The 13,022-nt window shown below is 37.7% G+C and carries 14 protein-coding genes and 3 pseudogenes; 4 read left to right on the top strand and 13 right to left on the bottom strand.

Annotated elements, in window-relative coordinates:
- Positions 1-37: 37 nt before the first annotated feature.
- Positions 38-1,200, bottom strand: a pseudogene (locus MHB82_RS31670) (IS3 family transposase).
- Positions 1,201-1,564: 364 nt separating this feature from the next.
- Here MHB82_RS31670 and MHB82_RS31665 point away from each other — a divergent pair.
- Positions 1,565-1,936: pseudogene (locus MHB82_RS31665) on the top strand (family 1 glycosylhydrolase); the annotation flags it as partial.
- Between the two features lie 219 nt (positions 1,937-2,155).
- Here the strand turns inward: MHB82_RS31665 and MHB82_RS31660 are convergent.
- From MHB82_RS31660 to MHB82_RS31645, 4 genes are read right to left on the bottom strand one after another with little or no spacing between them, the layout of a single operon-like run.
- On the bottom strand, positions 2,156-3,637 hold the full coding sequence (locus MHB82_RS31660) for a hypothetical protein (protein WP_341177060.1): 1,482 nt from the start codon (positions 3,635-3,637) through the stop codon (positions 2,156-2,158).
- Entirely contained in the window at positions 3,634-4,620 is a 987-nt protein-coding gene (locus MHB82_RS31655) for an ATP-binding protein (RefSeq protein ID WP_341177059.1), read from the bottom strand. Before MHB82_RS31655 ends, MHB82_RS31660 begins: the two co-directional genes overlap by 4 nt.
- Before the next feature lie 17 nt (positions 4,621-4,637).
- Positions 4,638-6,614: a hypothetical protein gene (locus MHB82_RS31650; RefSeq protein WP_341177058.1), complete on the bottom strand. Its 1,977-nt coding sequence runs from the start codon at positions 6,612-6,614 to the stop codon at positions 4,638-4,640.
- Positions 6,607-7,287: a Tn7 transposase TnsA N-terminal domain-containing protein gene (locus tag MHB82_RS31645; RefSeq protein ID WP_341177057.1), complete on the bottom strand. Its 681-nt coding sequence runs from the start codon at positions 7,285-7,287 to the stop codon at positions 6,607-6,609. Before MHB82_RS31645 ends, MHB82_RS31650 begins: the two co-directional genes overlap by 8 nt.
- A gap of 125 nt (positions 7,288-7,412) precedes the next feature.
- Between MHB82_RS31645 and MHB82_RS31640 the strand changes: the two genes are divergently transcribed.
- Complete coding sequence (locus MHB82_RS31640) at positions 7,413-7,640, top strand: helix-turn-helix domain-containing protein (RefSeq protein ID WP_341177056.1); 228 nt, start codon at positions 7,413-7,415, stop codon at positions 7,638-7,640.
- A 91-nt stretch (positions 7,641-7,731) separates the two neighbouring features.
- Positions 7,732-8,766, top strand: a complete 1,035-nt coding sequence (locus tag MHB82_RS31635; protein ID WP_341177055.1) for a tyrosine-type recombinase/integrase — start codon at positions 7,732-7,734, stop codon at positions 8,764-8,766.
- A 46-nt stretch (positions 8,767-8,812) separates the two neighbouring features.
- Here the strand turns inward: MHB82_RS31635 and MHB82_RS31630 are convergent, their stop codons facing one another.
- Positions 8,813-9,139: a hypothetical protein gene (locus MHB82_RS31630; RefSeq protein ID WP_341177054.1), complete on the bottom strand. Its 327-nt coding sequence runs from the start codon at positions 9,137-9,139 to the stop codon at positions 8,813-8,815.
- 129 nt (positions 9,140-9,268) lie between these two features.
- Here MHB82_RS31630 and MHB82_RS31625 point away from each other — a divergent pair, with 129 nt between their 5' ends.
- Positions 9,269-9,610 (top strand): helix-turn-helix domain-containing protein, encoded by a 342-nt coding sequence (locus tag MHB82_RS31625; protein WP_341177053.1) that lies wholly within the window; start codon positions 9,269-9,271, stop codon positions 9,608-9,610.
- A 49-nt stretch (positions 9,611-9,659) separates the two neighbouring features.
- Here MHB82_RS31625 and MHB82_RS31620 read toward each other — a convergent pair whose 3' ends face one another.
- The 7 genes and pseudogenes from MHB82_RS31620 to MHB82_RS32155 all read right to left on the bottom strand — a co-directional run bounded on the left by MHB82_RS31620 (position 9,660) and on the right by MHB82_RS32155 (position 12,922).
- Positions 9,660-10,499, bottom strand: a complete 840-nt coding sequence (locus MHB82_RS31620) for a hypothetical protein (RefSeq protein ID WP_341177052.1) — start codon at positions 10,497-10,499, stop codon at positions 9,660-9,662.
- Between the two features lie 340 nt (positions 10,500-10,839).
- A complete protein-coding gene (locus MHB82_RS32170) occupies positions 10,840-11,058 on the bottom strand; it encodes a TatD family hydrolase (RefSeq protein WP_445671286.1) in 219 nt (72 codons plus the stop codon).
- Positions 11,051-11,212, bottom strand: coding sequence for a TatD family hydrolase (locus MHB82_RS32165; protein WP_445671285.1), 162 nt, complete (start codon positions 11,210-11,212; stop codon positions 11,051-11,053). The genes MHB82_RS32170 and MHB82_RS32165 overlap by 8 nt, the downstream gene beginning before the upstream one ends.
- Positions 11,184-11,435: a hypothetical protein gene (locus MHB82_RS31615; protein WP_341177051.1), complete on the bottom strand. Its 252-nt coding sequence runs from the start codon at positions 11,433-11,435 to the stop codon at positions 11,184-11,186. Before MHB82_RS31615 ends, MHB82_RS32165 begins: the two co-directional genes overlap by 29 nt.
- 308 nt (positions 11,436-11,743) lie before the next feature.
- Positions 11,744-12,151, bottom strand: a pseudogene (locus MHB82_RS32160) (NAD(P)-dependent oxidoreductase); the annotation flags it as partial.
- 253 nt (positions 12,152-12,404) lie between these two features.
- Positions 12,405-12,641 carry a hypothetical protein gene (locus tag MHB82_RS31610; protein WP_445671296.1) on the bottom strand — a complete coding sequence of 79 codons (237 nt, stop codon included), beginning with the start codon at positions 12,639-12,641 and terminating at the stop codon, positions 12,405-12,407.
- On the bottom strand, positions 12,599-12,922 hold the full coding sequence (locus tag MHB82_RS32155) for a TetR/AcrR family transcriptional regulator (protein ID WP_445671284.1): 324 nt from the start codon (positions 12,920-12,922) through the stop codon (positions 12,599-12,601). The genes MHB82_RS31610 and MHB82_RS32155 overlap by 43 nt, the downstream gene beginning before the upstream one ends.
- Positions 12,923-13,022: the final 100 nt, after the last annotated feature.

Here is a 13,022-nt window from a genome sequence, read left to right as displayed (position 1 = left end):
TAACCCTGTCAAGTAGACAGTACAAAAAAGACAAGATTTAAGCTGCGGCCGTTTCCCGATATTCTACCGGGGAACGGTCGTTTAGTTTTTTCTGAAACCGGTTTTGGTTGTAAAACAGTATGTAATCACTCACTTGCTGCTCAACCTCTGCTTTGTTTGCCGCCTTATTCAAGTATATTTTCTCGGTCTTTAAATGAGAGAAAAAAGACTCAATACAAGCATTATCTAAGCAATTTCCACGCCTGGAATGACTACCTAGCATGCCGAGCTGGTTCAGTTTTCGGTTAAAAGGCTTCGACGTATATTGAAATCCTTGATCCGAGTGTAGGATTACGCCACTCAGATCCACGTGCTGACGGAGTCTATCCAGCGTTTCATGAACCAAAGCAAGGTCATTTCGTTCAGAAAGATGCCATGCAACAATTTCGTTATTGTATAAATCCTAAATAACAGAAAGATACACAAAGTGTTCTCCAGCACGAATGTAGGTAATGTCGGTAACCAGCTTCGTTCGTGGCGTATCCGCACGAAATTGGCGCTCCAGCCGATTCGGGTTCACCACAGAGGCTTGTTTTCCAAAGAATCGACGTTTTTTTCGAATGACCGAACAGATGCCTAATTGTTTCATTAATCGGTACACCTTTTTGTGGTTGACTCGGAGGCCTTCCCGGCGTAAAGCTACGGTCATTCGAAGATAACCAAAGTAGGGATGCACGCGATGGATGGCAGGCAAATGGGATTCTAGTTCATGTTCCTTGTGTCTACGCTCGTTTGCCGCTGCTAAGCTTTTTCTCCACTTGTAATAACCCGAGCGGGAAACCGCAGCTAACTTCAAGAGCCAAGCCAGACCATGGCGTGCTCGTAGGTCCTCAATGATTTGAAATCTGGCCGCTTTACTCGTCACTCCTTGTGTAGATTTGGATACTGCTTTTTTAAGTATTCAATCTCCGCCCGCAAGTACGCCATCTCTTCTTCCATACTGGAAAACTTGGTTCTAGGGCGTCCCCGTTTGGACGTAACAGGTTCCAGACTCATTCCTTGTTTTGCTTTTGCTGCCCACACTTGTACCTGAGATTTATTTTGAATATCTAAACGTGTCGCTACTTCACGTATACTCATATGTTCTTCGTTGACCAGCCGGACTGCCTCCAATTTCAAATACAAAGAGTACCGCCGGAATGTTTGTCCTTTTTTAGCCATGAAAAAATCCCCTTCGTTTTACATGATTAAGTTCATCTTAACAGATGTCTTTTTTCTCATGTCTACTAAAAAGGGATAATACCAGTTTTGGCGGCTTTTTTATGTTGTTACTTATTATGATGGCGAAATTGAATTACAGTTACCCTTGAGCTTGCACGCAATAATCTATAGAAACACTGCGTTACTTTTATGTTACAAATGTGAATCTGTGATACCTAGTACTAAAAACGAAATAACATGTATTTTATGAAAAAATCTATGTAACATAAGTTGTGTAAACAAATACACGATAAAAAACCGATAAAGCGAGATTCGTTTTATATCCAGATCCGCTGAAGGTTTTATAGAAAGGTAGGCTTACTAAATGAGTCAAACATTTCAATTTCCTAATGGTTTTTTGTGGGGAGGTTCCGTCTCTGCAAACCAAATAGAAGGTGCATATCAAGAAGATGGAAAGGGACTTTCCATTCAGGATATCATGCCAAACGGCATTCAGACACCTCCGACGATTGAACCAACAGAGGATAATATGAAGTTATTTGCGATTGACTTCTATCACCGATATAAAGAAGATATTAAACTCCTTGCCGAAATGGGTTTCAAAGTTTTTCGTACGTCTATAGCTTGGTCCAGAATCTTCCCGAAAGGGGATGAACTTGAGCCAAACGAAAAAGGTCTCCAATTTTACGACGATCTCTTTGACGAGTGCCATAAACATAAATACGGGATTGAACCTAATCAAGTTTGACGCAGTTTATAGACATATGTACAAAATCCTAACTTTGTGTAAATGTACGGACGTTCAGCATCATCATTTCCATTTCTTTCTTTCTTTGCTGTCTGAGGACAGAAACATTGTTCCTTAAAGGACAAGAACATTGTTCCTTTGTTGTTATATTGCCCTCTCTTACAACAAAAAAACCGTTAAATCATCATACCACAAGATTTAACGGTTTTAAAAATTTAATTTCTTCACATATGCTTCAATTGATTTTTGGAGTATCTTTTTATCCTCATCAGGTGTGCTGCCTCTGAGCATTAGCGCAACTGCTTGTGGTGTATAAGAACTCATTTCTTTAATGTTGAGTCGAATATTTTCATTTTGATATATGCATTCGTATTTGTTAAGCAGTGTCGTCTCAGTATTTTCAACATGATGGTACTCAACGTAAGTTCCTGGCTCATCAGTTCTACATTTGAGAGCAATTTTCGGAAACGCTCGATCTCTCATATTAATGACTTCTTTCCAAGAAGGAACACTGATCTCTTCACATCCCTTTCCTGCTATATCAAACCACGCACCGAAGAAATTTTCACTGAATTGGGTGACTAATTTCTCAAGAACCCAGAATATAATTCTTTTATCAATAATATTGTGCATCTTTATTTGATAATTTATTAGTTGTGTTGTAAAGTGCTCTAAATACTCTTCAATTAATAAAGGAGCTTTAGTAGAAATCAATTCATTTTTGAAAGGATTAAATCCATAAAAACGCTCCTCCATCAATATTGATTTTCTCCAAAAAACATAAGCATATGCATAGGGGCAAATTGCTGGGAAATCAGACATGTCATCCTCTTTTCTTAAGTCTATTAATTGAGTGATGCAGTCCTGATGGTTCCCAAGGAATTCTTGTAATAATCTTTCTTCTACAATTTGAAAGGCATTTGAGCAAATTTTTTGCTGTTCTTTTCGAAACATGTTTGAATAAAGATAATCTTGTTGAATAGGTTCTATTCGATCAAAATACTTAATTTCTTCAGGCTCATTTTGAAGTAACAATTTTAAATTACAATGTTGTTCATGAACAATCCATTTCGTTTGCTGCTCGTTTACTGAATTCATGTTAAATTCAAGCCAGCTAAGAATAGACTGATTTATTTGAGGGGACTCCTTCCAATCGTTCCAATTTGAAAAACCAAGAGTAGCAAGTATATGTCCACACTTACATTGAAAAGCACTTTCCAGCTGTTTGTTAGACAATAAGAAAGGTATTGTCTGCATACAATTTGGACAGGTATCAATAAGCTTATTTTCATGAAATGCACATGTATCGAAGAGTTTAAACTGATGTAACCAAGAATGGAACCCCCCCTCCATGCACTTCGAACACCACTGTAAATCATCGTGAAACCAAGGATCCCAAACGCCATAAAAATCGTAAAAAGGTGCAATCAACTGCATTATGATGTTATCACTATGTTCTTTTAAATTATAATCCAGTGTTTCATGAAGTTTCTCAAGTTCAAATCCTTTTAATCGCAAAAGATCACGATGAGTATCACCAATGTGTTGTTTGATTTTTTTGACTTGCTGGTTTCCGTAAACATGTAAAATCTCGTTTCGATTTATTAGGTTAACTAAAGCTAATTTTTCAAATACTGACCAAGGTGATTCGTATTCATGGATCCAACTTTTCCTCCAGACGATGTTCATTCCTTAACTTCCTTATGTGCCAGTGTCATATAGATCTCAGATTCAATATAACCAGTAATTTTAATGGCCTCCAACCATTGCTGTGAAGTAATCCATTCAAGTTTTTCCCCGTGTGTCCCGTATATTTTTAGAGCGTTTTCTACGGCGTAGGTAAAGTACTCCATTGGAATTTCAAGCTTTGATGTTACACCATGTTGTTTACGGAGGTCAGTGAATTGTCTGTAAATAATATCAGCATCTTTTTCGAGACGCTTTCCTTTATCATAACCTTCCGGAAAAAAGTATTGCGTAAAGCTACAGTTGCTGTTTTCGGGGTACTCCGAAATTTCAGCTGAATCGTAGCAGCGAAGTACACTTTTAATATCTCCTAGTGATGTGATACCAAAAAAACGGTGTTCATGTGTCATAAACCGTCCGATAATTTGTGATTTCCTTTGACCAAGAAAAAAAGTCCTTCTAGTCAATAACTCTTCTTGGCCAACACAGATTACTGACATACTGATCCTTGAACGATCTAGTTGATTATAAATGTCTATTAACCATTGATAATGAGCTTCAGTTAAATTTTGTCCTTCATCCATAATTACGATGACTCTTCTTGTGCCAGAAGTTTCTGCTTTCTCCTTTAGCAAATTAACAATTTGATTTCTCATCTCACCAGGTTTTCTACGTGCAATAAACGGAAATTCAAAATCATACAGAAGGTCAGAGTAAAACTTTTCCTCACTAGGGAACCTGTATGAGTTACTGTTGGCTATAAAAATGGGGATTGGGGACTGCAGATAATTCGGTAAATTCTCTAATGCAAACTTCAGTGCTGTTGTTTTTCCTAAACGTGGGCGCCCATATACAATCATCCCAGGTAATCGGTTCATAACAATTTTTTTTATGTTTTCCATTAATCGAAGGACTTCTTTAGTTGGGAGTTTATAGTGACCCACTTCAATAGGGTGTGTCCCAATAGGTACAAATTGTTTATTCATGCAGCTCTTCTCCTTTGTTAATACATTTTGGTTTTAAATTGTTTTGCCAGGCGATCGTAATTTTCCAATTCACTTCGTTGTTCTTTATAAATTTGCTCTTCGCGTACTTTATCGAGCATTTCATGATGTAAACTAGCTTCTTCCAATGCTTTTTTTTGTTCACTGGGTGAGTTGTCAGGCTTATACGTACTCTCCTCCATGATCTTGATCTGTTTATTAACCATTTTTTTTGATTTTTTTTGATTCATAATATAGTTTGTATAAACAAAGATAGGGTCATCCCAAGTTGTTAGATGTATCAATTTTTTCTTTACTAAGGCGTTGATAGCTTTTCTTGTTTGTAGAGAGTGTGGAGTTAAAGACCATCGTCCACTTGCTGTCAAATATCCAAGTTCGCTTCCATCGGGTAGAAATGCTTTCAGTGTCCGAAGATCATCAACGTTCACATGAAGAGTAAGCTCCGTATTTATCAAGTAAGCTGAATTTGCAAGTCTGTCACTTCGATAAGGAACTCCTTCGTATTCAATATACGGTTTCTTACCTGATTTTAATGATCCACGTACTGTTCGTTTTTGTAGCGTTTGCATAAAGAGTAGCTCCGATCTTTTATCTTCCTCTAAAATTCGTGGCGTTAGCCCCGAGGTTTTCATTCTTTTCTCGAGGAGTTCTAATGGAGTTTGATGGTAGATTCCACCGTGAGGTGTCCCATTGTAGTTTGAGATTAATACATCAATAATTTGTTTTAAATGATCATAAGTGATATTCAGTTGAGTAGCTTGTTCTTCCGGATTTTTTCTTCTTGGATCCTTTGGTCCACTTCCTGTAGTATTAGGTAAACGATGAAACCCATTTTCCTCTAAAGTCTGAAAAAAACGTTCGATAATCCCTCTTCTCATGGGGAGAGCTACAGGTCCAAAATTCATGAAACAACCGACTAAGTTTTCCAGGCGATTTTTTACCATTCGAGCATAATGAGCTTTAGCATTATCTAAGCAAATAACATCCCAAACAGCCCATTCGATTTCCGGAAACTTCTCTGATGGAAAACCTCCTACTGGATGATAGGACAATCCTGGAATTGTGAGTTCTATCTTTTTTTGTGGCATTACTGCGTTACGTACGCATTGCATGAAGTCACTTGCACTATATTCATGATTTAAACTAATATGGTATCCCAAAATATTTCTAGTGGCTACATCAATAATTGTTAGGACCCAGAAGCGTTCTAATACCTTAGTTACAATATCGCCATCAGGAGTGGGGATTTCGACTACAAAGTAACCATCAATTCTATGGGCGTCAAATTGGACTTTCTGGAAGGGGAACAAGTTTGAAAGTTGATTTTGTTGCCCTTCTCCAACGTGTCTCGCTTTTTGTAATGCATCGTCCCCAGATCGTTCGGCAGATCTAGAAAAATATTCATATGAAATCCGTTTTACATATCGCTGTACGGCTTTGTATCCCATCCATTCTGTATTAAAGGGATATTCAGCTTGTGTAATTCCTTTCTTACGGCATTCATCAACGAAACGTTTATGAATGTACTTTACTTTCATGACTGGTTCTATAGAGCGTCCCTTTCTTCCGCGAAAAAGGTCCTCTACAAGCTCTCTAATATCAGGATATCTGTCCAGGAAACGATTGAACTCTCCTGTCCTTCGCACGTTGTTCTGCTTCTTAGTGAATAAATCCAATTGATATTCTTTTACATTCTTTTGAGGAATCAATGCTCTAAATCCCCAAACAATACCTGTTTGATCATATTGCATACAACGTTTAGTGAATCTCCTAACGTTTTGACGCACTATTCCGGTTTCCTGTTTGATTTCTTCTAAGCTGACTCTTTGAAAATACATTGTCACAGCCTTTTTACGGTTAATGTATATAAAACGTTCTGATTCATCTAAACTGCTTTCATCAACTGTAGGCCAATATTCTAAATTCGTTTGTTCCATTGCTAAGCCGCTTTGTTCATACACTCGTTCTCTACTCATACCTATAAACCTCCAAACTCTTTCCAAAGATTTGATCTTCAATGTTCGCACAAACCTGCCCTTCATAATACAACCATTTAAGTGCTAGGTTCACCTGATCTTCTGGATACTGAGGTAATTCACAAAAAATATTTGAGATTGTTTTCTTGTGCAAAGAAATGCTATGTAGTACATCTAAAGTACATACTGGCTTACTACTGTTTAGTACTGCGGTCGTAATTGCGATCCTATTTTCAATGGAGTGTCTCCCCTTTCTGATTGTTTTTTCTGTACGAACTTCATAAGCTATATTGTTTTTTCTACACCACTCTCGTTGAGCCTCAATCTGACGTTTAGTTCGATCATACCTCGGCTCTGTTGAAGTTAATTCCTTTTCATATTTCACTTCGACAAACGATTCAGAATGATCTCGATATAGAATCCACATATCAAAGATCGATTTACGCAGCCTCCCATTTCGGAGATATGATATCTCTAAAGGCTGCTCACAGTATCCAATTACTTCAGGATTTGTTTCTACAGTAAGCCAATGCTCGAATTCTAAATCACTATAGAGTTCAAGAGTTCGTTTTCCTACCTTATTTCCCCTTGGAACCCAATAATTATTTCCATATTTTGTTCCTCTCGGGATCTTAATTGGCTGATATTTTATGAATCCGTCTCTGTCCATCATGATCATCCCTTCTTACTTGTTCTAATGTATGAACAAAAATTTAAATTCTTATACACATCTATGTATAAATGTTGTCTCTCTATGAACATACTAAATAGTAATAGAATGATAGGGAGGAGTCTAAAATGTCTGAAAAAGAGTTCTATAAATGGCTTGGAGGTTGTTTACGTGATCTTCGAAAGCTGAAGAATCAATCACAAGCGGAGCTGTGTGAGGAATTTCACCTTGCTCGATCTTCACTTGCTAATATTGAAAGAGGTGGGCGTGTAATTAGTGCTTATAATCTCTATTTACTTCTAGAAGCGTTGGATTTGCCTCTTGAAACACTGTTTAAAAATACAATTTCAAAATGATAACCCAACCTAAGAAATTACCTCGTGAATGTATAAAACATAAGCACAGTGGGAAAACAACCAGAAAAAGGACCAAAGGGTGCGTGGTAATATGAAAGTACAAGAACGCAAAGATTTAGAACAAGTCTTAATCAGATTGGATGAGATGCCTCATCCGGTACAAGTTTTTATAAAAAATAAGTTAGACAATAACCTTTCTCCCTCTTCTGCTTTAGAGTACGTAAGAGATTATGGTATATTCTTTAGCTGGGCATCACCAAAACTATGGCCACATGTTGAAGTAAGTAAGCTGTCTTTAGCTTTATTTAATGATTTAGATGCAGATCATGTAAAACAATATATGAATCACTTAACGTATTCCAGGAAATTAAAACATGCCTCTATGTCACGGAAAATTCTATCTTTACGATCCATGTTTGGGTTTCTTCATCAAGAATTTGATAACGACGGCTACCCTATTTTAAGACGTAATGTTTTTGCTGGTTTTACCATGAAAAGACCTAAAAACCATAGTGAAGTCGCACATCAATTGCAGGACAAAATTCTACGTGTCAACGAAATCCCTGATTTCGTTAAGTTTGTTCAACAAGACGTGTCAAAACTAAATAATCCTCAAGCACAATGGTTTCATAACCAAAATCGAAACCGGGATGTTAGTATCATCACCTTGCTATTGGAATCTGGAATCTTAGTAAGTGATATTGTCAATCTGGATCTCGATGATATTTGCATCCAAGATGGCTACGTTGTGGTGACCAGGCAACAGTCACAAGTAAGAAAGAAACATCGAATCATGTTTGGAGAAAGTGCCAAAACTTATTTGTATGAGTACATGAAAGTTAGAATTGGCACATATGCTCCTAATCCTGATGAGCCAGCCTTATTTTTAGCAAAACCTAACGGCGAATTACATGGTCAACGAATTTCAAAGCGTACTATTCAAGTTATGGTTAAAAAATACGCTTCAAAATTTGGAGCTTCAGAAGTTACTGTTCGCCAGCTTACACATTCTTTTGGATTTCAGTATGCAGGAACAAATAGCATCAGCAATTTGAAACAACAGCTAGCCGAGAGGAATATTGAATCTCTGGAGAAGTACTTTATTTTGTCAAGTCTACATGAATGAATAATAAATCGAGCCTTGTTAGCTTCAATGCAAGGCTTTTTTATATTTAGTTAATATGTTTCCTGATGTTCTTCTTAAGCTGCTTTAGTTGGGTCAAACGTTCGTGGTAATCACCCACATCCTTAACGTTTCTCATTTCTATGCTCACCCATGTAGCGACACTTACCTCCTGATATTTTAACGAAATGATTAGGATAGCTTCATGATAGTCTTTGATATGAACGATAGGAATTTTCCACTCCCCTTGATCTCTAGCTGCGTCAAACCACTTCTTTTTGATCACTTCTCGATTGGTATACATTCTTCCGTCAAACAAAATTCCTTCTGCCGTTACCGTAGCAATTTCAACACCTGCTTTGAGTTTTTCATTCATCCTCTCCACCTCCTCTATTATTTATGTCCATTTAAATTGATATATAAACTTATCATTTTTTTAAAATAATCTATATACATTAATGTATCGAGGGTTTCGCATTGTTTAGACTAAATTAGAGGTGTAGCAATGAACGAACCTGTATTAAGATTAGTGGGACAACGTGTCCGTGAATTACGGAAAAAACAAGGATATTCGCAGGAAGAATTAGGCGAAATGGCCGGCTTCCACTTCTCCTATATTGGGGGAGTTGAGCGTGCCGAGAAAAACATAACCTTGTTAAACCTTCAAAAGATTGCAGATGCGCTCCAAGTTAATGTTCACGAACTTTTTTATTACAGTAAGTATGTTAGAGCTGGAAATAATGACAAGGAAAAGCTTTTAAACGAGATTAATGAGAAGCTCTGGTCAATGAAGTCTTCTGATCTCAAAAAGGTTAACCTGCTCTTATCTGAACTTTTCGATAACTAAACCAAAAAGCCGGTGTCTTTGGACGTCGGCTTTTTATTGTATATTAGATTTAAGCTTCCCATCCCTTTTGGCTCCGTAGATTCATCCATGAATAACGGTTAGATTGTTGAATCATTCCCACCATCATATTACGTTCACTTGTTAATGTTAGAAGAATATACTTTGTTCTCACATTCAGTACCTTTAGGTGTTCTTGGATCTGAGTCATTGAAAAGTAGCCTTTCGCTGCGAATAACTTCACTTGCTCCAAATCAATCTTTCCACACCGCTGTAGTAGTTCTGTTCCTCCACTTTGAAATGCAGCGTTAGTATCGACGCACGGATCAGGGCTAACCACACTTAACTTGCCTGCAGACAGGGATATCGTGAATTGTTTAGTATCAAGCATCTCCTTTAGAGCAGAATTACGTAAAGCACTCCATCGATCAAACAATCTAGAATAGATCCACTTTTGGTGCTTCCATTGATCTAATAGTCCGAATATGTCATAATTCGCCAAGGCATTATTATAGCTACTGATATCCTCTTCCCTTTGCCATAGATCGGTCCCTTTTGGTGTAATTCTTAAGTATGGCTTGCTAGCTAAACGACATTCCTGAAGTGAGAATTGTTCCGACTCATTTAATCTACTCCATTTAATTCGGACAGCTTTAGGTAGCACACCATGGCTATCTAGCAGTTCATACAACTGCAGGTTTTTTAAGTCGTACTGTTTAGTTGCAACAAACTTGCCGACTACATTTTGTTCAGTCCACTCAATCCGTTGTAGTCCAAGTGCAGCCTGATATTCACTGATCAGTTGTCTTATGATATTTGCTTTAGCCCTAGAGCAGTACATCTCTTCATAGAGAGAAGATTGAACAAAACTGGTGATATTCTTAATACTCACAGTTCTCACTCCTTAAACGCAAGAATAGTGAGTGGTATTAACGATTCTATTCAAAATTATTCAGTATGTGCAATAAAAACAAATAAGCTGCCCAATGGCAGCTTTCTAAGAAGAATTTAATCTTAACGTTTCTTTAGATACTCTTTTAATAGCCTCTTTTTGTATTTTTAACTCTTCCATATTTTTTATGGAACGGCTAAAACATCATTGTTTAAATCTGTTGATTGTACTAAAGCTCTAATTAGGCATCAATGTCTTTGGTCTTCCATATTCCACTTTACAAATAAAGGAACTTCTTATTACATATTTAACGGTATCTCACTCTTTTGTGTAGAACATTTTAGACTTGTAGCAAGGATTTAAAGTTGTTCTTCAGAATTAAATTAACAGAGTTTTCTTTGAATCCTTTTATATTTGAGAGTCCTGTTTCAACACTTGATATGAATTCAAGGCTGTAGGATTTCTTGGTATTCTGAGTGAAGGGAGCATCACTTTCCAGTAATATTTTATCCAATGGCATGTTTTTAATTAACTCTTTTCCATTCTTGCTATTAAACATGAAAGGGATTAACTGAAAAGTAGTAGCCTCTGTTTACTGCAATATCCAATTCATTTAAGGTACCAGAAAACCAATGCAAAACAATTTTTCCATCGAAGGCGTCACCTAATATTGAAAATACATCTTTAACAGCTGTTCTGCTGTGTATACTCAATATCGGCCGTCAGTTCACGAGTGGGAACTGCCATTACCCCAGCGTTGTTTATAAGGCCGTCTATTCCTTTCACTTCCCCGTGGATCGTGACGGCAAAGCTTCGAACTGACTTCAGATCAGCCAAGTTTAATGGCTCCACTGTTACATCTATATTCGGTGACGTTTGTTTCATCTTTATGATTGCTTCTTCTCCGTTCCTCGGATCACGGCTTCCAATGATCACTTTAGCACCGTGCTTCGCTAGCTCTAATGCCGTATAATAGCCTCCCCGTCATTGCCTCCCGTCACGATAGCGGTTTTTCCGTTTAAGTTTAGGAGATCGTCAGGCGTCCAGTTTGGTCTCATGATTTATTCCTCCTTTAAAATGTAATTGGGTCATTATTACATGCAAAGTTGTATCCGTCAGTCATGAATAAACGTAGATTGTTTGATATAACGAGCATGTTCGACTGAATTGATCATGAATCTAGCCACGTCTCCACGAGAAATTGTAGCTAGCATGGAAGGAGTAAAAGCACCGTGCTTATAACTTCATTTGCCCGGCTCATTGGTGAGCCTTGAAGGCTGAACGATAGTCCAGTCCAATCCACTTTTCCGCACAGTATCGTCCTGCCTTTCCTTATCGTAAAACTCTCGGAACGTTATTAAAGAAACCAGTTTTACAATCATTCTCATCCCAAATCTGAGCTGATTCCTGCTTTCTCTGCTGGTACCAAAGCCGGTAAGAACGACCAGTCTTTTTACTTTATGCCTTCTCATCGAGTTTACAATGGAATGAATCCCACGTAAGCATAGATCTGAAGGACTTCCTTCTGTGGCTCCTAAAGCTACAAACACCGCGTCTTGTCCCTCAACAGCTGATCCTACATCTTCTTCATTAAATACATTGCCTTCTACTACTGTTAATAATCCCTGCCGGGTAAACGGGATTCGATCTGCGGCACGTACAAAAGGCTATTACGGTATGTCCCTTGTTGATCACTTGGTCAATTAGCTGTAAGCCCGTGCCCCCGCTAGCTCCAAAGATGGTAACATTCATTGTTGTTTCCCTCTCTTTTTTATAATAAGTAATAAGTGAACAATCATTTATTATTAATGGAAAGAATAGCGATGCGTAGCATCGCTTAAAATACTTTACTATGCCTTTATAGCGTCCCAACTCATCTTGATGGCAGAATCTAATTGTTGACTATTACAATATGGTCCCGCTCTTCAAATGTGCTTTCATCAATTCGGCTATTGGCAAGATGGAGTAAACAACTAGCATGTTAATATCCTCCTTTTTCAAGATTCCCTGCCGGATGCCGGCTTCAAACATCTCGTAGATCGGTTGAAACTGACTTGCCGTATCATCTAAGCACCATTTCTGGGGCAAAGGCGAATTCATTATTTGCTCCAGAAACAAAAAAAATTCTTTGAAGGATTGAATAAAATCAACATAGTTGCGGATGATAGCCTCAAATCGTTCGTAAATGTTCGGGTATGATCCACTTCCTGAAACATTTTCTCGCTCATCTTCCCTTTAATCTTTAGGTAGGTCTTGTAGAGCGGATCCTCTTTGTTCTCATGGTAAATATAAATCGTGGCTGCCGATACACTCGCTCTTTTGGCAATTTTTGATATCGACGTTTCAGAGAAACCGATCTCATTAATTAGCTGTATGGTCGCGTCAAATATTGCTTCGACTTTGTTATCATCTCTATTTCTCATGAATCAATAATAAATGATCGTTTATTTATTGTCACATTAAGGGTTTGTCAGGGCTTTTTTTTACCTGCTCCAAAACTTGACGACCCGAGAAAGAACCTCA

This window comes from Paenibacillus sp. FSL K6-2862 (assembly GCF_038005125.1).
Classification (GTDB): domain Bacteria; phylum Bacillota; class Bacilli; order Paenibacillales; family Paenibacillaceae; genus Paenibacillus; species Paenibacillus illinoisensis_A.
This window is presented reverse-complemented; position numbering and strand designations above follow the sequence as displayed.